Source organism: Paracnuella aquatica (genome assembly GCF_003332885.2).
GTDB lineage: Bacteria > Bacteroidota > Bacteroidia > Chitinophagales > Chitinophagaceae > Flavisolibacter > Flavisolibacter aquaticus.
The window spans coordinates 274962-295832 of the sequence record NZ_QOWJ01000003.1 but is presented as its reverse complement, the minus strand read 5'-3'; the positions used below and the strand labels follow the sequence as shown (position 1 = coordinate 295832).

Below are 20871 nucleotides of genomic sequence, written 5' to 3'. Positions count from 1 at the left end.
ATCTATGAAAAACCTTCTCCAGCGAATACCCAACTCATCAGGCAAACAGTTAATATTGCTTTTGGCAGTCTGGATGCTGATCCAAATAGCGGTAGGATTTACATTGGGCATTCGCCCCAATTTGGAAAGCCTTAAATATATCCGAGAAGCTAATAATTTACTTGAAACCGGCTCATTTAGTGCTCCCAGATTTATATTTTATGGTTTTACAACATTTGTTATTGCAATAGGATTTAAAATAGGCGTGGGTTTTCCTTTTGTCGTAGCCCTACAGTTGTTGTGGAATCTAGCTGCATTAATTTGCTGGTTTTTTGCATTATCAAAAACCGAGAAGACAAAAGGCGCTGCATTCATAACCGCATTGGTGCTCATGTTCTGTATCCCATATCAAACCTGGAACTTTTACCTATATACCGAGTCATTTTTTTACAGCAATACATTACTGTTCTTTGCTGCTTGTATACACTTTCAAAAACGACTTACTACTTCTGGAATTATACTCCAGCTTTTTGTCCTGGCATTCGCGATTGTTTCACGCCCACTCGGGATCCTCCTACTACCTTGCTGGCTACTTTATATTATGATTCAGATACAATCGAAAAGAGGTCGAGCCTTGTTCACAATCGCTCTGGCAACTGGAGGCGGAATTAGCTTATTTATCATCAATACTATTTTGAGCACTATAAGTGACTGGAGTGTGTTGCGCCCATTTGCAGAGGGACATGTGATTTGCGATATGCCTGGAAACAAAACACTAGATCTTGGTGGTATATCTAAAGGGGCTCCCTTGATCCAACTATGTACATATCTCTTAAATTACCCAGGCCACTTTATAATTCTTGCAAGCGAAAGAATTTTTGCTTTCTTTTTTCTAATCAGATCTTATTACAGTAACGCCCATAATTTTTTTCTCATATTTATGAGTCTGATATTATACATCCCCCTTATACCCCAACTTGTTAAACGAAAGATGCATGACCCTACTTTTTACTTATCCTTTGTAATAACTATTTTCTTTGCAACGACTATAGCATTTCAATGCGATGATTATCACAACAGATTTTATCTTACGTTGGTGCCAATGCTATTACACGTTGGTTTGTTTAGGGCTATAAATAGCACAAAACCGATCAAATAGAAAATAAACGTGCGCAATAAGATACATGAAAAGATTTTTGCTGACTCTTGCAACCATAACCCTTCTAAGCTGCTTCTTAATATTTATTTCATCCACTTACGAGGCAATTGTACTAGTGTATCACGCAATTGTAATGGGAGTCATTTATACAGGTGTGTATTATGCCAATTTAATTTTGAGATCATTTCCAATCGTACCAAAGCAAAAAAACATTTTTATTATCATTTTAAACGGCATCATTTTCTACGCTCTAATTTTTTTCTACCTAGCAACGTTGATTAGTAATGCCCTTTGGAAAAAAACAATCACTTTTTCAATATTAAAAAATTATATACATAATCTTGGGGGCGTTCTCGATATAGTGCCCATCGAGAAATGGATTATACTCACAACCCTGTTGATATTTCTATTTTTGATTTCCCTGTTGTTTATTAAAATAGTACCGACAACTACCTCAGAAAAAAAAGCCTTTTATTTCCCGAATTGGAAAACACCCAAAATCTTTATTCCGGCCTTACTTTTTATTTGTGCGCTGTTTTCGATTGAATATTTAAAAAAAGCCAAACGCGCTATTCATTTTGCAGAAGAGCCATTGCTCCAGTTCGTTTTCGGCGGCATGTGGGGGTTAGAAAACGAGCTTGCTTTCGATTCGATCAGATATTCAAATGGTTTAAAAGATAGCACCTGCATCAACAACATCGAAGGGAGGCAACCAAGCAGAAATGTTATTCTGATTCTAATAGATGGGCTAAGAGCGGATCACCTTTCGACATATGGATACACGAGAAAAACCACACCTTTTTTAGATAGCTTGCTTCAGTCCAAAAGTCTTATTAAGGTAAAGCATAGCTTTTCTCCCTCAACAATGACAATTGGCGGAATCGCCGGAATGTTTTTTTCAAAAGACTGGACGGAATTTGGCTTCAACGGATTGAGCCTAATGAAATTTATGCAGCAGTCCGGCTTCAAAACTTATGCTTTCTTAACAGGATTTCACCGCGACTGGTATGGCCTCTCAGCTCTTTATAGAGGCAGTTGCGACTTTTACTATGAAAGTTCAAAAAACCCAGAAGTGAAAAATGATGATGACTTTATCACCTTAAGAGAATTCAATAAGACTAAAATACCACATGGCTTTTTTGCATATATACATTTACTTTCTGTACACACTTTGGGCAAGAGACATTTACACTTTCGCCCATATCAGCCAGACAAAATTGGTTTCTCGGTACCCAGAGAGATTGCGCTTGTAAACAATTATGACAATGGAGTGTTACAGGCTGACTACGTTGTTAAGCAGATATTTCATAAACTTAAAACTGAAAATCTTCTAAACAATTCAACAATTGTGATTACATCTGATCATGGAGAAATGCTAGGCGAGGAGGATACTTGGGGACATGGCGGCAACGTTCACCGAGCATTGCTAAATATACCATTGCTTATTTTTGACCAAAATATAGATTGGTATAAAAACACAGAAGCAGCAACATTGAAAGATATTGCACCGACTATTGCTACACGTATTGGGTCGGAGGTACCCGAATGCTGGGAGGGTACGTCACTTAACCAGCCTGCTAATACTTTTATTTTACCGGTTAACTCAGTTGAAGAATGCCAATTTCCATTTGGAAATTTAAGTTATCAAAATAACACCTTCAAACTGGAAATAATGAACAACAAACATCAGAAAATTAAAGAAGTGATTTGGCATCCCTAACAACTTTTTAGTCTAAAGAAATAAATGTGAGCTATATATTCAATATAATTAGAACAGGAGCAGTACGAACTACCCCAAAGAATGTCATTCAACAAATTGCGAAAAATATTTCTGCAAATCAAGCACCTATAGTTATCGAATTAGGCGCTGGGAAAGGCGAAATAACAGCAGCAGTAATTAACAGCCTACAATCTAAAGAAGAGTTTCAATATTACGCATTCGAGATATCAAAGCCGCAATGTAACAATCTTAAAAATATTCACAACAGGATCAAGCCTATTTGCGAAGATGCGCTAAAATTTAGGTCATTCATACCGACAAACACAAAAGTGGACACCATCATAAGCTCACTTCCACTTTCCTTCTTACCAAAAGCTGATGTGGATCAAATGTTAGTTGACGCAAAAAACTGTTTGATGCCCGGAGGTAAGATTGTCATCGTGTTTACCGCACCTTGGTTAGCATTTCAGCTAAAACGTTTTCTACCCAATTGTACCATCAGCACATTCTTATCGTTTCCTCCATATTTACTCCTTACCTACGAAAAACCATCGGTAAGTTGACCGTCATATTATCTTGCCCTTCATTGCCTTTCCAATCGCCTCATCCATCAATCGCTCAGCATAAGGCCGAGAAATATTATTCAATTTTTCGATAGCCGCTTGGACCTCATCCTTCGTTCCATTTGCAATTTTAGCCTCAAGGTCAGTCATTGCCAGTTTAGTTTCGGAAAGTTCCTCATCTGTTAGAATGCCTTCGTTCTTGAGTAAAAATGCTTGCGTCGTATCGAGCAACACTTTTCCCTCTGTTTGTGCTTCTACAAGGGCACGTTGTTGCATATCTTCTTTTGCATGCGTAATGGAATCCATCAGCATCTGCTCAACTTGTTCATCGGTAAGGCCAAATTGTGGCTTTACTTCAATGGACTGCGCGACACCGCTGCGCAATTCCTTCGCAGTGACCTGTAAAATGCCGTCAGCATTAATCAAAAACGACACTTCCACTTTTGGCAGCCCTGCAGGCATGCCAGGGATACCGGTTAAGCTAAACTCCGCCAGTTTGCGGTTGTCCTGCACCAGGTCGCGTTCGCCTTGGTATACAGATATGCGCATGCCGCTTTGACCATCTTTCTGCGTAGTATATTGCCGTCCTGCACGGGTAGGAATCCGATTGTTACGCGGAATCAACACATCCATCAAACCACCCATTGTTTCAATACCGAGCGACAGCGGCGTCACGTCCAACAATAACACATCTTTGTTGTTGCCCGCTAAAATATCTGCCTGTATGGCCGCACCAAGCGCAACCACCTCATCGGGATTCAATTCATCGTGAACAGCGCGCCCAAAGAAGGCAGCCACACTTTCCTTCACCAACGGTACCCGTGTCGATCCGCCCACCATCACCACTTCCTCTATTTCTGTCACGACCACACCCGCATCCTTTACCGCATTGCGGCAACTTGCAATGGTGCGTTCCACTAATGGCTGTATGAGTTGATTAAAATCATTCCGACTGATGCTTACGGCTGCGCCGTCAATTGTTGCGGTAAATGTATCGGAAACACTCAATTGCTTTTTAGCTTGTTCTGCTAACAGCCGCAACGACTGAGCCAATGATTTTTGCGCCATTTGCACTTCTGTTAATCCAAGTTGCTGGATCCAATATTGTACAATTGCGGCATCAAAATCATCTCCGCCAAGGTATGTATCGCCATGTGTGGAAAGCACTTCAAATACACCGTTGGTGATGCGCATTATCGATATATCGAAGGTGCCGCCCCCCAAGTCGTAAACTGCCACAGTTTTTTCATCAGGACCGATACCTAATCCATAGGCAAGGCTTGCTGCCGTCGGCTCATTTACAATGCGCAAAACATCCAAGCCTGCAAGTTTGCCTGCATCACGTGTGGCTTGCCGCTGTGCATCGTTGAAATAAGCAGGCACAGTAATCACGGCCTTATTGACTGGTGTTTTTAAAATATGCTCGGCACGGTCTTTTAATGCTTTTAGTATAAATGAAGACAGTTCGATGGGTGTATAAAACTTTCCGTCAATTGCAATTTTTACAAGATTGTCCGAACCATCATCAATTACCTGATAGCCGAGCATTTCTGAGTGCTCTTTGATGTCGGCATATGATTTACCCATTAATCTTTTGACAGAAAAAATGGTATTTGCCGGATCGGTTATTAAAAAATTTTTCGCAGCTTCACCTACTGACAGCGGACCGTTTGGTGAAAAATGCACAATTGACGGCACCAAGGAAGTTGCATCAAACTCCTTTAGTACAGTTGGCTTTTTTGTATCGGGATGGATGATGGCAATAAGACTGTTGGTGGTTCCAAGGTCAATGCCCACAATGATATCGCTTTGCTGTAAACTTCCAGTAGTCAGGTTTATTCCAATCTTCGCCATAGTATCTGTCTTTTATATTGTCGAAAAATAACATCTGGCAGCAAATAGCGGTCGCTGTTATTTTTCGTAATGCACTAAAGTATTTTGTCAGAAATGCAAAAGTCCCGATTAATCGGGACTTTTGCATTTTACAGGACAATAATTTACCGCATCAGGTACATTTTTCCATATCCTTTATTAAAATACTGGTCGGTTTGGTCGCCGGAGGCTTTGTATTTATCAAGCGATTTTCCGTTCAGTTGTGCAATCACCCGATACAGGTAAACACCATTGGCGAGCTTTTGACCGAACTGATCGGTGCCATCCCATTTAAACTCGGTGATATTGCGGCCAATGCGCAACGGACCCAGCTCCTGCCGTGTAATTTCGCGAACCACCTTTCCGGTAACCGTCAGGATCTGGATCTTGAGGTTCTGCGGAATTTCGGTGCCGGTGAGTGTAAATACAAACGCAGTAGAAGTGGTAAATGGATTGGGGTAATTGAGCATATTTGAGATCATCGGTTTGTTGATAACCTGAAACTGCACCCTGTAATCCGCATTTCCCGCTTTGTTACCGCTTCTGTCTTCGCCGGCAACGATCAATTCGTATTCTCCGTCTTCCGCAAAATAAGGCTTGAAGTTTACCGAAGCCACATTTTGGTTCAAATCAGTGGCCGGGCTCATCTTCAGCGTGTCGGTTCCGAAGCCATAAGATCGAACAACATTGTTGGTCAAATTACGCACCTGCACTTTGAACAGTGCAGTATCATTCAACAACAGCCGCTTCGATTCGTCCGTCAGTTTAATCAGGATGTCCGGTTTCGCTGAAACAATATCCCGGTTCAGAATGCGAACGTTATCGAAGGTGACATCGACTACCGGTGCAGTCCGGTCGTCCTGCACATAGAATGAATGATAGATAAAGTTGTTAAAGCTGAATTGTTCCGGTTGATCCCCATCCGGGTTTACCTGCACATACAACATGTTCATGCCAGCAAACTGCCGCGTGTTGATGGGATAACGTACATGCAATGTGTCACCAGCGTTCAGCGGCTTGTGGCGCAGGATAGGCAACTGATGCGGCACATTGTTCTTGTCCGTCACAACCATCTTAATTTTCAGGCTGTCGAACGGAGTTCCACTCACATTTTTAAATGCCAGCTTAAAATCAATCATCTCACCAACATCCAATGAATCTTTCATATTGAAGAATAAGTTGGGCGCTACGGCACCTTCTGGCACCGGATCGTAGGTAAGGCGCCAGTAGTCGAGTTGGTAGGGAGTATAGTTACTTGTGTCCGTTGTTTTTAATACAAGTTTTAATGATGGGTACTCTTGTGCACTGATTGAGGAAATGTCTCGTTCAGTTCCACTATGAAGCGAAACATTTTTTAATAGTGTATCTAAATGGCCATCTCGACGTATGCCTAGAATAGAAACTTGAGCATCATCTTTTGAATTGTCATTTACACCACTCCAAATAAAATTCTTCCAAGACTTTGCTGGCCCAAAAACTGGAGATACAAAAGTTCCTGTGCTTTCTGAAGTGACGCAAAATGCGGTTAAAGTCAAAATTTCAAATCGGTCTTTAGTAATAGCCTGACGCGCCTTATATGATAGGTCATTTTTATGGTATACGAACGCAAAAGCTTTTGGACTTGTCAACGAATCCAGTAGTGTAAAGCCGTGCTTTTTTAGCTCATAATAAATTCCTTTCCCTAATCCAAGGCGATTCTCGTCAAGTTTCCATTGATCGACATACTGGTTCTTTGAGAAATCACTATAAAGTTGATTCCTAACCACAATATAGCTACCATTCGGAATAGCACTTATGAAGTCAAATGCTTTTCTCCTTCCAGATGTATCGTTGCTGAATTCGAAATTATTGATTCGGCTTGCACCGCAGTTTGGCGGCAAACTTCCATAAAGTCCTTGGCCTGCCACCAAAGCATTACTCCAGGGCTTAAATGATCTACCATCAAAAACATTAATAATTATTCCATAATGACAAGTATTACGGATATATGATGCACCATTTACGTTTACTATCAAGTCACCCTCTTGGCCAGTTGCCGTACCCCAAACACCATTTTTAATAAACAAATCATTAATAGCCTCAGAAAACTGCCAATTTCTACTTGTACTATCGAGTTTGATTGATTGAAGATCAGCTTTAAGGTGCTGAAAAAGGTGACCCTGACTAAAACCCTCTTCTGAGTTCTGGATATACACAAAAGAGCTCTTATTCCAATGCACATCACCGCTATCAGGCACCACGCCAACCCGCCAGTAGTACACGGTATTGTTCCGTAGACTGACACCAGGCTGCACTTCCATCACACCACCAACGGTGCTTACCGTTTGTGCCCACTTCGACGACGAATTGAATAACTCCGTCGTGTCCATTTCTAATTGGTAACTACGCTTGGCACTGAACGCATCTGCAGTGGAAAATGTCAGCTTTACATCTGGTTTGTTTACAATGGCAAAATTGTATGGGTAGATGGGACGGGCCTCGTCCTGGTATATGAATACGTCTTTGGTAATGGTGTTGTTATTTTCGAACAGCTCTGCTACTTGATCGCCGGCATCTATAGTTACGGTCAATTTGTTCAAACCCACATCCTGTAATGCATCAATAGGAATGCTGTATTCGAAAACACTGGTATGCAGCGGTGCATCCACTGAATCCCGGATCACTTCTTTTTCCGTTCCATTGGGCAGTTTGCGCTTGATTGAAAGGATCCACTTATGATCAATAGCCTTACCCAGGTTGCGCACCTCCACATTTAGCTTGAACGATGTTTCCGCAACAGATACAAAGGTCGGATTTACTTTTACCATCGGTTCTGTGATGGCATAATCCGGCTTTGCTTCAACGTTCAATTTTACTGCCGGGTCGCCATGCAAAATGGATTCTTCAATATTTACCCGAACATAAAAGTTCTCTTCTCCATTAATGGTTTCAGCCAAAGTTTTAATCGCCGTCTCAGTGAGTGTTTCGCCGATTGTTTTACCATAACTGCTCACCGACATTTGCTTGTAAAACTGGTTGTTCCAAACACGCAGTGTACTTACAATACCAAAATGTGAGTTGGCTATAAAACTGATGGTGCCTTTTTGCGGTGCCAGTACATACTTTTCAGAAATGGCATCCTGCGCAGCAAAACGGTTCGCATTGAAACCAAATATCCCACCTGCCTGGCATCCTAGGGCTACAAAGAGCGGGTACTTTCCAGTGTTGTTGTAAGCACTGGGATTGTCCAAATTAAAATCTAAACCACTGTTTGATGAATGCCCAAAGTATGTAATGAGCGATATGCCTTCTTCAAACAGGTGCTCCAATCCTTTGTCACTGATCTGTTCTACGTTCTGGCCTGTTTTTTTGGTAAACGTATGAACCTGTGCTCCCCACAATGTATCGCTAATTATGTCTTTACACTGGGCCATGTGTACTTCAAGACGATTCTGCAAATTCGGATCACCGGATCCAATAATGTGTGCAATATTCTTTTTCCAGGTCATCACTGCCGGATCTGGCGACGGAGCGGCTTGGGCCGCCTCATACTGTTTTACTTTAGCCAAATAATCGGTGATTTCGGCAGGTGAAACCGCCGACAGCCGTCCTATGGACACAAGCGGCACAGCAGTGCCCGGTGCAGCAGCCAGCAAAATATCGGATGCCGGGTTGCCAAATGTCGGCACCAGGTTTAACTGGTTGATTTGCGGGTTGGCTTCGCGGGATCGCTGTTCATTGTATGTAGTGCCTTTGCCTAACAAAAACACATGCTTTGGTTTTTCACTAAAACGTTGCAGCGAAAACAGTATAAAATTCCGAATACCCAACGGATTCTTTTTAATACCAAAAGCAAATTGGTCCACTAGTTCTTCCACATCATAAATGCGGGCACTGTGGCTGCCGCCGGCAGCAGAACTGCGGTACTGGCGGTATTCTTCAACCATGTTGGTGCCAGATCCATTGTTGAAGAGGAGTTGGTTGGAAATGATCAGGAAATCGCCCTGGTTTTCCACCTTGGTATAATCAACAAACTTTCTTTCGGTAAGCGTGGGTACCTGCGTCACCAAGGCTGCTGCCTGGCTGCACAAAACAAACCGGCCAGGGCGGGCCGAAGGTTGCAAAAGAATGCGCACCTTACCCGATACAGCGGTATTGCCTAAATAACGGTGGCCGTTTTCCAAATCGAGCAACACGGGCTGCTGGCCGCCAATATTGAAGTTCGTAATCTCGATATATCTCGGCACACTGCTCTCCGGCAGCGTAAACTCAAAGTTGGTAGCATTGCCAAAATTGAAGAGCCGTGGGTAGGTCAATTCAAATTTGTGGATCACCATACGGTCAGAAGCCGTAGTGGTGAGGTTAGTTACCTGCACACTGTTGGTGGTACCCGATATCAACCGCAGCGGCACTTCTACCGAATCAGTTGCATAATTGAAATGATCCACGCTATTACCCAAAACAGAATCGGCATTGATGCGAACACGGTAACGCCGCAAAGCAATGCGGCTACCCGCCACCGTTATCTTGAATTGCGCTGCAGGACCAGTTGTTGCAACAAACAGGTTTCCTAAAGCAGTGCTGTTGGTTGCATTGGTACCGATGTTGGCCGATGTATATCCTTCGCCTAAATCATACGCCGATGAATACAGGTATTGCGTTTCTACATCTACCGCATACCCACCATTAAGCTGGTTGGTGTAGCTCTGCACATGTGTGTGGGTAAAATATGGCAGCGGTGCCAGCGTGTTTCCAGTAAGATCGTTGACTTGGGCCTGGATGCGCCGGTTGTTGCCGGTTGGATTTACCGTTAAAAAATAAATGGCTGTATCAGTAAACAAACTACTACGGTCATTCAGCTGGTAATGTGGTCTGCGATATAGCGCCTTATCAGGACGGCCATCATTTCGTTCACCATAAAATTCAATAAAGCCGTCGTTGGGCAGTGCGCCGGTTGGTGCCGATGTAAAAAGGGGCACTTCACTCCCATTGCGCCACACCTGGAAATGCTCGGCGGGCACTGTGCCCAAACCTACCGTATCCAGTTCGGCTTTGGAAATGCGGTGCAGGCCATTGCGGCCTACTTTTACTTTATAATAGGTTTTGGAATGATCGATCCATTCGTTATTGTAAACCTGTGCCGAGGCCAGCATGCCGCAGCAAAGGGTCAATAAGGCAAACAGAAACTTTTTCATGCAGTTTATTTTTGGGGTGCGGATTTTTATTGGGCTTTCTTCTTTTTATCGTTCGTGAGGTTGAGCTGCAGCGAAATGATATGCGTGAACAACGGGTTGCTTTGGTTGGCCAGGTTGGAAAAAGCATAATCAATCCGCACATTTTGCACATTGAAACCGGCACCTACCGAAGGCTGGTAAATCCAAACCTTTTTTTGATTGGTGAGGTCGCCATCGGCTAAGGCTTTTTGAAAATTATTGATGCCACCACGCAGGTAAAACACTTTATTGAAATCAAGCTCCAGTCCCAGCTTTGGATCTACACTTACCGGGTCGGCGCTGAGCACGGTATTGCGGCGGCCGTCAAAAGTGATATCGGCACTGGCTTCGGCCAGCAGCCCCATTTTTTTACCCAAAGCAAAATGGCGGGCCACACCAGCCACCAGGCGCGGTGCAGTAAGCTCTGTCGATTTTACCGGGATATCGTTATTGGTGAGGTACAGGGCTTCTTTTTCCCGCTCGGTAAATGTAAAATTCCAGGTATTGAACGTGGTGGTAATATCGCGGCCCACAAAGCCAAAACGCCATTTACCCTGGATGATCTGCAGGCCCACATCCACACCAAATCCCCAAGCCTTTGCAAACGAGCCCACGCTGCGGTGAATGACCTTTGCATTGACACCGAAGTGCACGTTCTTGTTTTCGCTTTCCTTTAGTTTTTGCGCCAGCGATACCAAAAAGCCATAGTCGGCCGAACTAAATGCAGAAATGTTATTGTAGTTGATGGTGCCATCGGGTTCCACTAAAAACAGGGTGTTGGGGATATCATCTACGGCAAAGCGCAGCGCCGAAATACCCAGCGTACGTTTGTTGTTGCTCATAGGGATAGCCAGGGCACCATAATCGTACTTGCCAATCTGGCCAAAATACTCGGCGTGCATGGCCGATACCTGCGGCACATCCTTTACGCCTGCTAGGCCAGCGGGGTTCCAGTATCCGGCAGTGGCATCCTGCACGGTGGCCACTTGCGCACCGCCCATACCCAGGCCGCGGGCACCGGCGCCAATGTTTAAAAATTCGTTGGAATACTTGCGCCATTGCGCGGCGCCATCCGTAATAATAAAGAGGGTGAAAAGGGTAAAAAGCAGAATGGGCTTTTTCATGCTGTCAGTTTTCGGATAAGCTTCAGGCTTTCCTGTTTTTTTCAAAGGATTTGGACGATCAAAAATAACGGAAAAACTCATTTTTATATTTATTCTTATACATTCCTGCCGCTGCGCAGGATTCTTCTCTGTTTATACCACTCGATATTCAAAGCTGGCGCTTGTTTTTATACCGCCCACTTTTTCAAAACGCACACTGCCAATTGGGCCAACCCCGCCGATCCTCCTTACTTTTGCCGCACAATTTTTCCTTTTATGACCAACCTGATGGAAGAACTCCGGTGGCGGGGCATGGTGCAAGACGCTATGCCGGGCACCGAAGAACAACTGCAAAAAGAACTGACCACCGGCTATATTGGCTTCGACCCAACCGCCGACTCGCTGCATATTGGCAACCTGGTACCCATCATGTTGCTGGTGCACCTGCAGCGGGCGGGCCATAAACCCATTGCGCTGGTGGGCGGTGCTACCGGCATGGTGGGCGATCCCAGTTTTAAAGCCGCCGAACGCCACATGCTGAGCGAAGAGGTGTTGCAAAAAAACTTGGAAGGTATCAAATCTCAATTGCAACGTTTTCTTCATTTCGATGCCTCCCTGCCGAATGCCGCCGAAATGGTCAATAACTACGATTGGTTTAAAGGCATTTCGTTTCTGGACTTTATCCGCGATACCGGCAAGCACATCACGGTAAACTATATGATGAGCAAAGACAGCGTTCGCAAACGCCTGGAAGGCGAGTCAGGCATTTCGTTTACCGAGTTTACCTACCAGCTAATTCAGGGCTACGATTTTTACTGGCTGTACCAAAATAAAGGCGTGAAGCTGCAAATGGGCGGCTCCGACCAGTGGGGCAACATCACCACCGGCACCGAACTGGTGCGCCGCAAAGCCGGCGGCGAAGCGTTTGCTTTTACCTGCCCGCTAATCACCAAAGCCGATGGCGGTAAGTTTGGCAAAAGCGAAGGCGGCAACGTTTGGCTCGATGCCGAAAAAACCACACCGTTCCAGTTTTACCAGTTCTGGCTCAATGCTGCTGATGCAGACGCAGAAAAATGGATCCGCATTTTTACCCTGCTCGATCGAAATACTATTGATGGCCTGATTGCTGAACACCGCCAGGATCCGGGCAAGCGTACGCTGCAAAAAGCTTTGGCCCGTGAGGTGACCATTTTCATTCATGGCGAGCCCGAATTTGAAAAGGCAGTGGAAACCACGGATAAGTTATTTGCGCAGCAAAATGCACCGGCCGATGCCCTGAGCGTTGAAGACCTGGAGGCGATGGAAGGCATTCAGAAAATTGATGTGCCGATGGACAGCCTGAATGCTGGTGTGGATGTCATTTCTTTTTTGTCGGACGCAAAAATTTTTCCCAGCCGTGGCGAAGCCCGTAAAATGATTCAGAATGGTGGCGTTAGCATCAACCGGCAAAAAGTTGCCGATGTTGCCGAAACCGTTTCGGCGGCGCAGTTGCTACACGGCCAGTACCTGTTGGTGCAAAAAGGCAAAAAGAATTATTACCTGGTAAAAGCCGTGTAAGCTGCTGCAGTGCACACATGGCACTGAATACCAGCATGGTGCTGTGCCTAAAAAAGAAATTTTTTAGGGCGTTTTTTGAAAAAGTTTTGGAGAGTTATTGCGACCCCTTTATTTTTGCACTCCCAATACGGATTGAGCTATGGTGTAACGGTAGCACTACAGATTTTGGTTCTGTCTGTCTAGGTTCGAATCCTAGTAGCTCAACTGAGTAGGACAAGCGAAGCAACCCTTCCTTGTCCTATTTTTTTGCCCCTACTTTATCGTGTCAATTGTAGGCAAACAAATAGAACAACTTCCATTCAAGTGCTGCTTTAATTTCTTTACCTGCTCAAACCCTGCTCGTTAATGCAGGTACCTCTAGCAGCCCGCACAAACCACCGGCATTTGCCCAATACAACCTAGATTTTGACTTGTGGCCCGCTCCTGCTTTTACCCAACAGCCCAAACAAATACATTTGATTCAATAGCTTTTACACACGCTTAATTGCCTGCCCATGTTGTGCAACAAAACAATCCTTGCGCTGTTACTTGTTTCCTTTGCTACGGGTTCAACTTCTTTTCATACACCAAAGGAACAAGCAACGCCAATTAGCGTTGCCGGTCATGTTGCAGAAAAAGAATTGCTGATTCCCGAGAAGGCATACCGCATCCCGGAAAACAACGATTACAACAACAACGAAAGCGAGTACAGTTTTGCACGCAAAATAGAAGGACCCAATATTGCCATCTTTTGGCATAAAGAGCTTGGCAACGAGCCATGGACTAACGCCAACGAACAAAAGCACTTTGACCCGCGGCAAGCCATAAAAGAGTTGGAGCGGTTTTACAATTTTTATGTAAACGACCTGAAGCTGGTGCAAAAGGGCAACTCCTTAACCGATAAATACAAGATGTTGCTGTATGTGCTGCCCGGCGAAGGCGGTACTGCATTTGGCGGCGGCGCCGATAACAAAGTGGGCATGTTGTGGACGCCACCCGGCCGGATGAACAAGATGCCATACGGTACGCTGGCCCACGAGTTGGGGCATTCGTTTCAATACATCATGCTTGCCGACAATGGCACCGGACCACGTGGCCCCATTGCTGAAATGTCGGCGCAGTACCTGCTGTGGCAGGTGTACCCCGAGTGGATGACTTTTGAAAACTATCACCTGAAAGACTTTTTCAAGAAAACGCATTTCGCATTTCTTCATCCCACTAATATGTACCACTCGCCTTATGTGCTGGAGTATTGGTCCAACAAACACGGCATTGATTTTTTTGGCAAACTATCCCGCTCAACGCAGGATGGCGAAGACCCGGTGATGACCTATAAAAGAATAACCGGGCTGAACCAGGAAGCATTCAACGATGAAATGTTTGATGCATGCCGCCGCTTTATTACCTGGGATATTAAACGCATTGAAGCAGTGGCCAAACCTTACGCCAACCAACACAAAACTGCGATGGATACTGTGGCCGGTGGATGGTTGCGTGTGGGACAAAACAACTGCCCGCAGAACTATGGCTACAACGGCATTCAACTGGCCGTGCCCAAACCAGGCAAGAAGGTTTCAGTGCAGTTTAAAGGCATTGCCGCCACAGCGCCATTCAGCAATGTAAAAACCGACAAAGCCGGATGGCGTTATGGTTTTGTGGCCTATAAAAAAGACGGCAGCCGTGAATACTCAAAAGTGCATAAAGATGCAAACGGCACGGCAACATTTAATGTACCCAAAAACACCACGCATTTATGGCTGGTAGTAATGGGTGCACCAACGGAACATTGGCCGGTTGCCAGCGGCCGGCAAAATGGAGCCAACAACCAGCAACCGGAAGAGCAATGGCCTTACGAAATAAAACTTAGCGGCACCACATTGACAGCCGCTTCGTTGTAGTTTAAAAAAGCCATTAGACTAATCATTTCTTTTTAGCAAGTGGCTTGATGCCTTCATGCGTTGGTGTAATTGGTTTGATGGAGCCGTCCGCAGCAAATTCCATTTTATCAATACACACTTCGCGGTTATAACCTGCGGCATCGCCCATGGTAATGCCTTTGGGATAATTGAAGCGGTGGTAAACAATATACCATTCATCGCGGCCCGGCACTTGTATGGTGGAATGGTGGCCCGTTGCATAAATATGTGCGCTCTTGTTTTTGGCCAGCACCAGGTTTTCTTTGGGTATTGAAATTGGCTCTAGCGGACCTGCTGCAGTGCCGTACCGAACACGATAATTTTCGCTGCGGGTATCGTCTTCGCTCCACATAAAATAATAGCGGCCGTTGCGGTACAACACATGCGTGCCTTCGCGGAAAGTTGCATCAGGCGTCAACACTTTCATGGTTTCCCGCTTGATCGATACCATGTCTTCATTCAGCTCCACTCCTGCCATATATCCATTGCCCCAATACAAGTACGACTTGCCGGTTTTAGGATCGGTAAAAACATCGGGATCAATTTCCTGTCCGCCTTTTACGCCTTCAGGCTTCGATGCAATCAGCGGTTTACCCATATCTACAAAGGGCCCGGTAGGATGATCGGCTACGGCAACACCAATTTTTTGCGCAGCTGTGTAGTAGTAAAAATATTTGTACTTGCCACCCACTTTCTTTTCAATAATGCAAGGCGCCCATGCATTGCGCTTGGCCCAGCTAACATCTTTTTGCAAGTCCAGTATAACGCCTTCGTCTTTCCAGTTCACCAAATCGGCGGAGGAAAACGCTTTGAAATAAGTACCCGACCAACCGGTGAAGCCATCACTGGTTGGGTAGAGATAATAGCGGCCAGTTTGCTCCGCGTAAATAATATCCGGATCGGCATAAAAACCTTCCAGCACAGGATTGTGATAAGTGCGGGCTGCTACGTTAAAAGTTTGTGCCGGCATGCCTTCAATGGCAACGGAATATTGTACCGGCCCCTTTGCAAAATTCTGCGCACCTGCGGGTTTAACAACAACGCCTGCCGGCGCATTGAAACGTGGATTGAACGCATTCAATTTGGTGCCCGGCTTCACCGGCAACACCACCGTACGGTTTGCTGAATCGTATGCAATGTTGATCCGCTTAATTTCCTTTGCACCGGCCGACTGCAATACATCAGCAGGCTTGCCCCAGCGCTTCATCAATGCAGCTGCTTCGGCCGCCGACACCACCATCACAGTTCCATGCCGCGGGTGAAAATTCATGGTTACTTCCTGGTCCACCACTGCAAAGTTTTCCAGGTCCTTGGTGCGGGTAAATTGGTATTTGCCTTTCATGTACACATCGTACATCAGTATCCATTCGTTTTTGCCAATAAGCTTAAATGCACCGGCACCTTCCACCGCTTCGGTTGTTTGTTGCAGGTAGCGGTCCTGCTCGATGGTGTATCCTTCTGTAAGTTTTTTCGACACTGCTTTTTTAATGCCATTACCACTTCCTTCTGTTTTAAAAAACAAGTGGTATTTACCCATGGCATAAATGATATCGCCATCAATACAGGATGTGTTCTGCGGGTGAAAAAACAATTGTTTTGGTTCCGATTCCAGGTCACTAAAATCCTTGTTGGCATAGGCGTAGTAAATGATATCCGGCCTGTTACCATGCTTCATCGAAAAATACACCATGTATTTGCCGGCCTTGCTATCGTAAATGGTTTGTGGTGCCCACACCCGCAACAGGCTGTCGTTGCCCGGAAAACGCTTTTGAATATTCACCACGCTGTGCGTCCAGTTTACCAGGTCGGTCGATTTCATCAGCACCATGGCCCGGTTCGAGTTCCATCCATTGGCCGATACCATGTCGGTAACCACCATGTAAAAAGTTTTGCCATCAGCGCCACGCAAAATATGCGGATCGCGAACACCACCGGTAGCACTGATTTGTTGCGATGAGATAATGGGCTCATTATTATTCAGCGCCCTGTAATTGTATCCATTACTGCTCAATGCAAAACGAATGGATTCTTCGGCCTTGCTGTTGCCGGTAAAGTATGCAAATAGATAAGCGCTGTCCTGCGCTACAAGTACACGCGGCACGGCGGTGCATAGAAAGAAAACTATGAATGCATATTTCATATAAACGTTTGTAAAAGATGAGAAAAGCCGCTGCTATTGAGGTGTTGTGCAGGTTGATCACACTTTGAAGTAACACTTCATGTGCTCCATCAGTTTGTGCAGTGCGATGTTGAGGTGACGGTCTACTGTTTTTTCTGAAATGTCCATGATGGCTGCAACTTCGCGGTAAGTAAAACCATCTTCCCGCACCAGTTTATACACCATCTGGCACTTGGGTGGCAGCGATTGTACGGCAGCCGTTACTTTTTGCGCCAGCTCTTTTTTCAATGCTGCTTCTTCGGGCTGGTACAGGTTGGAGTCGAGTTCAATATTGAGCTGCTCTATTTGGGTACTGCTGTATTTCTGGTTGCGTGCAAGGTAGTTGAACGTGGCGTTGCGAATGGCTTTGAACAGATACACCCGCAGGTTTGTGATCGCGGCAAGGTCAGACTTCATCGTCCAGATCTTTACCATTACATCCGACACAATTTCTTCTGCAGCTTCGTTGCTTTTGCAAATGCTGTAGGCAAACCGGTATAAAGTGGGATGATAAAATAAAAACAGCTTTTTATAAGCATGTTCATCGCGGTGATGCGCCACATTCAATTGCAGCAATCGCACTTCACATTCGTCGATCTTTTTCATATTGCAAGCAGTGCAGTTTTTGCGTGGTAAACGTTGAACCCAATGTTAAGCGTAAACTTAACACTTATTTTATACCATCGGCAACGGTTTTGAAAATTTATTCATGTGGTGCGCTGTATTTTTTGCAGTAAAATGTGCGCTAAAACAAGAATGCCCGCGGCAATTTGCTGCGGGCATTCTTGTTTTGGTTTTATTGCTTAACTGTCTTGATCAATCAAAAGGACTTTCAAATTTATACAGCTTTACAAACCGCACCCTGAATGCCTGCGCATCGTTTACCAGGTTGCCCAAAAAACCAATGGACACTTCCTGTTCGGCAGGCAGCTCAAACATCATTCGCGGTGCATTGTATGGCGCGGTAGCAATGGCCTGGCTGATGTTGTCGATATCGGGCAAACCCGCACCGGAGGCTACAGTGAGCAACAATTGATTGGAAATAACCGCCGTTTCAAAATCCGCATCGAAGCGGTATTTACCCTGCGGCAATTTGATGGTCTGGTATATTTTACCGTTCGGGATTTCGGGTGTTCCCCAGCGTTCCATGGCCAGGTAGGCGCCCCCATTAAAGCTGTCGAAACCACCCTTGGTGCGGTTGTCGATGTTCTTTACCGCATCGTTGCTGATCCAGTCGGCAAGAATACCAAAACGGCTGCTGGCGCCCTGGTCGGCACGGGCAAAAGGCGCACCTGGATTCTTCAAATACCGCGTGGTTATTTCTACCTGGCGTTCGCCAAACGTAGCCACATCAATGATGAGTGCAGCGGTGGACATTGCTTCGTTCAGTTCATACTTACTCGGATCTGAAATAGACAACATAACGCCGATCTTTTTACCTGCATGCGCATCCAGCACCGACTTGGGCACTTCTACCGCAAACGCAGCAGAGGACTCTTCTGCCGGAACATCCAGCGTGGCTACGCTGCCACCTTTGCCCGCTGCTACAATCGCATATTCAGTTGGCGCCAGCGGCGTAACATCGGCAGGCAAGCCTGCATCCGATGCCCTTAATTTAACCGAATAAGCTTCCCGGTCGGCCAAGCCAGAGCGGTTGACACCCAGCGCAACCGAGATCTTTTTTGCCGCCTTATCAATCGACACAATTCTTGAATCTACATTCACGGCAATCCTGCCATCTACAATATTGGTAATGTAAATTTTGGGCGGCGCCAGTTCTTTTACTTTTTCCAGTTCTTCTTTTTTGCAGCCAGTGCCCAGCAGCAACAGTGCGGGCAGGCAAAGCAATAAATAGTTTTTTATAAAGCTTTTCATTGTTGTTGTTTTAGCAATTACCAACCGGGGTTTTGAACCATTGCTTTGTTGCGGTCCATTTCAGATTGCGGGATGGGCCACAGGTAGTGCTTTCTTTGAAACACGCGGGTTTCAAACACGGTGCGTTCAAAAAAGGAAACATCGGTAAAGCTGTTGCCTTTGTTTACGTTCATGCCCCACATCGGTCCGCCGTCGGTTTGTTCGGCAATTTTCCAGCGGCGGTTGTCAAACACACGGTGGCCTTCAAAAGCCAGTTCTATGCGGCGTTCCAGCCGGATGCGTTCCCGCATTTCGGCCTGGCCCAGGCCCGCTGGAATTGCGGGTATGCCCGCCCGTTCGTGAATGAGGTCGAGGTATCGCTTGATATCGCCATGACCAGGACTGTACTCATTCAGCGCCTCAACATAATTGAGATAGATCTCTGCGAGGCGGAAATAATTCCAGGTCTTCATCACAAACTGGTCGGTGCGTGGGTTGCTGCTGGGGCTGGTAAATTTCGAGATGAGGTAACCTGTAGGGCTATAGTCATGCGAGCCGCCTTTACCCGAAGAACCAGTAAAATAAAACTGCAACCGGTCGCCGCTGCCCTGTGTGGAATTGGAAGGCCAGTAACCGCCGTTGTACGTAATAGTGGCGTAGAAACGTGGCTCCCTGCCTACATACATGTTCCATGCACCGGCCTTGGTGTACTTACCATCGGTAGTTGAAAATCCAGCTTCCACATATCCCGAACCCGGTTCGTTGATCTGCAGGCCATTGGCCATGTAGTATGCATCAACTTGCTGCTGCGTGGCAGCCATACCGTTGTAACCCCTGAACTGGCGTGGTGCAGCATGTTTTTGCCAACTCCACCAATCCGATGAAGGCCTGGCCCAAATGATCTCCTGGTTGAAACGATCAATAAATACATCGCGGTAAGAAGCCAGCGGATCAAACACGCCATTGGTGTTCTTTTTGTACAAACCCTCGGGCATCATGTCAATCAGCAGTTTCGCAGCATCTGCTGCTTTCTTCCATCTGTCCGCATCATACGTGGTATTTACCAGTTGCTTGCCATCACTGTTTTTAAAAGCTGCATAATCGGTGTTGCCGTTCCATAGCGGGCTAGCGGCATACAGCAAAATCCTCGACTTCATGGCTTGCACCACGCGGCCATCTACACGGCCCAGTTCACGGGTGTCGGCCACTTTTTGCGGCAGCGCCGCCTGTGCGCCATCCAGTTCTTCCATGATGTACGCCACACATTCGTCGAACGAACTGCGGGGCAATTGCGTAGCGCCCAATTCCACATCTACCGGCAGAATGTCTTTTACCAAAGCCACGGGCCCAAACTTGCGCATCAGCAAAAAGTAATACCAGGCACGCAGCGCTTTTGCTTCGGCAGCCCATTGCTTTTTACTGCCCGGAATCAGCTGCTCGCATTCGTTACACTCGCCTATGCGGGTAAGAAAAACCGAAGCCGAACGGATGCCGCGATACAAGCCGCCGAAGTCGTTGAACGGAATCCGATCGGGACTCCAGTTGCCGTTGTTGATATCGTTGTGCTCCATGTTCACAAACAGGATATCGCCTTCGTCGGATATACCCGAGAAGTTGGTCCACGGCGCCATTTCGTTGGGTAAAAAAGAATACACATTGCGCAGGTAGCGCTCCGCCTCCAGACGGTTGTTGAACACCTGATCCAGCGTCAGCATGTCATCAGGCTGTTTGTCCAGGAAATCTTTCCTGCACGAAAAGTTGAGTACTGCCAGCAACAGCAGCAGGTATTTTATGTTTGATTTCAGGATTTGCATAACCA

11 protein-coding genes, 1 tRNA gene and 1 pseudogene are annotated in these 20871 nt (G+C 45.8%); 6 read left to right on the top strand and 7 right to left on the bottom strand.

The genetic code is table 11. From position 1 onward, the window contains the following. Positions 1 to 4: 4 nt before the first annotated feature. Genes DRJ53_RS07500 through DRJ53_RS07490 form a run of 3 tightly spaced genes read left to right on the top strand, consistent with a single transcriptional unit; the run spans position 5 to position 3421 of the window. Positions 5 to 1138 carry a hypothetical protein gene (locus DRJ53_RS07500; RefSeq protein WP_114234987.1) on the top strand — a complete coding sequence of 378 codons (1134 nt, stop codon included), beginning with the start codon at positions 5 to 7 and terminating at the stop codon, positions 1136 to 1138. Positions 1139 to 1163: 25 nt separating this feature from the next. Next, the gene (locus DRJ53_RS07495; RefSeq protein WP_114234986.1) at positions 1164 to 2858 is read left to right on the top strand and encodes a sulfatase-like hydrolase/transferase; all 1695 of its coding nucleotides are present in this window, start codon (positions 1164 to 1166) and stop codon (positions 2856 to 2858) included. Between the two features lie 26 nt (positions 2859 to 2884). Beyond that, positions 2885 to 3421 carry a class I SAM-dependent methyltransferase gene (locus DRJ53_RS07490; RefSeq protein WP_162303827.1) on the top strand — a complete coding sequence of 179 codons (537 nt, stop codon included), beginning with the start codon at positions 2885 to 2887 and terminating at the stop codon, positions 3419 to 3421. Between the two features lie 3 nt (positions 3422 to 3424). On the opposite strand, the gene hscA is transcribed toward DRJ53_RS07490, so the two are convergent. The 3 genes from hscA to DRJ53_RS07475 all read right to left on the bottom strand — a co-directional run bounded on the left by hscA (position 3425) and on the right by DRJ53_RS07475 (position 11609). Then, complete coding sequence (gene hscA, locus DRJ53_RS07485; RefSeq protein WP_114234984.1) at positions 3425 to 5275, bottom strand: Fe-S protein assembly chaperone HscA; 1851 nt, start codon at positions 5273 to 5275, stop codon at positions 3425 to 3427. 143 nt (positions 5276 to 5418) lie between these two features. After that, a complete protein-coding gene (gene porU2 / locus DRJ53_RS07480; RefSeq protein WP_114234983.1) occupies positions 5419 to 10467 on the bottom strand; it encodes a putative type IX secretion system sortase PorU2 in 5049 nt (1682 codons plus the stop codon). A gap of 26 nt (positions 10468 to 10493) precedes the next feature. Continuing rightward, entirely contained in the window at positions 10494 to 11609 is a 1116-nt protein-coding gene (locus DRJ53_RS07475) for a putative type IX sorting system protein PorV2 (RefSeq protein ID WP_114235054.1), read from the bottom strand. A 255-nt stretch (positions 11610 to 11864) separates the two neighbouring features. Between DRJ53_RS07475 and tyrS the strand changes: the two genes are divergently transcribed. From tyrS to DRJ53_RS07460, 3 genes and pseudogenes are all read left to right on the top strand, one after another. After that, on the top strand, positions 11865 to 13145 hold the full coding sequence (tyrS, locus tag DRJ53_RS07470) for a tyrosine--tRNA ligase (RefSeq protein WP_114234982.1): 1281 nt from the start codon (positions 11865 to 11867) through the stop codon (positions 13143 to 13145). A gap of 133 nt (positions 13146 to 13278) precedes the next feature. After that, positions 13279 to 13349, top strand: a tRNA-Gln gene (locus tag DRJ53_RS07465). A 413-nt stretch (positions 13350 to 13762) separates the two neighbouring features. Then, a pseudogene (locus tag DRJ53_RS07460) lies at positions 13763 to 15022 on the top strand (DUF6055 domain-containing protein); the annotation flags it as partial. Positions 15023 to 15044: 22 nt separating this feature from the next. Here DRJ53_RS07460 and DRJ53_RS07455 read toward each other — a convergent pair. From DRJ53_RS07455 to DRJ53_RS07440, 4 genes are all read right to left on the bottom strand, one after another. Beyond that, positions 15045 to 17180, bottom strand: a complete 2136-nt coding sequence (locus tag DRJ53_RS07455; protein ID WP_114234980.1) for a glycoside hydrolase family 43 protein — start codon at positions 17178 to 17180, stop codon at positions 15045 to 15047. Positions 17181 to 17237: 57 nt separating this feature from the next. After that, positions 17238 to 17804: an RNA polymerase sigma factor gene (locus DRJ53_RS07450; protein ID WP_114234979.1), complete on the bottom strand. Its 567-nt coding sequence runs from the start codon at positions 17802 to 17804 to the stop codon at positions 17238 to 17240. A gap of 210 nt (positions 17805 to 18014) precedes the next feature. Further along, the gene (locus DRJ53_RS07445) at positions 18015 to 19073 is read right to left on the bottom strand and encodes a DUF5013 domain-containing protein (RefSeq protein ID WP_114234978.1); all 1059 of its coding nucleotides are present in this window, start codon (positions 19071 to 19073) and stop codon (positions 18015 to 18017) included. Between the two features lie 17 nt (positions 19074 to 19090). Next, positions 19091 to 20866: a RagB/SusD family nutrient uptake outer membrane protein gene (locus DRJ53_RS07440; protein WP_114234977.1), complete on the bottom strand. Its 1776-nt coding sequence runs from the start codon at positions 20864 to 20866 to the stop codon at positions 19091 to 19093. Positions 20867 to 20871 lie beyond the last annotated feature (5 nt).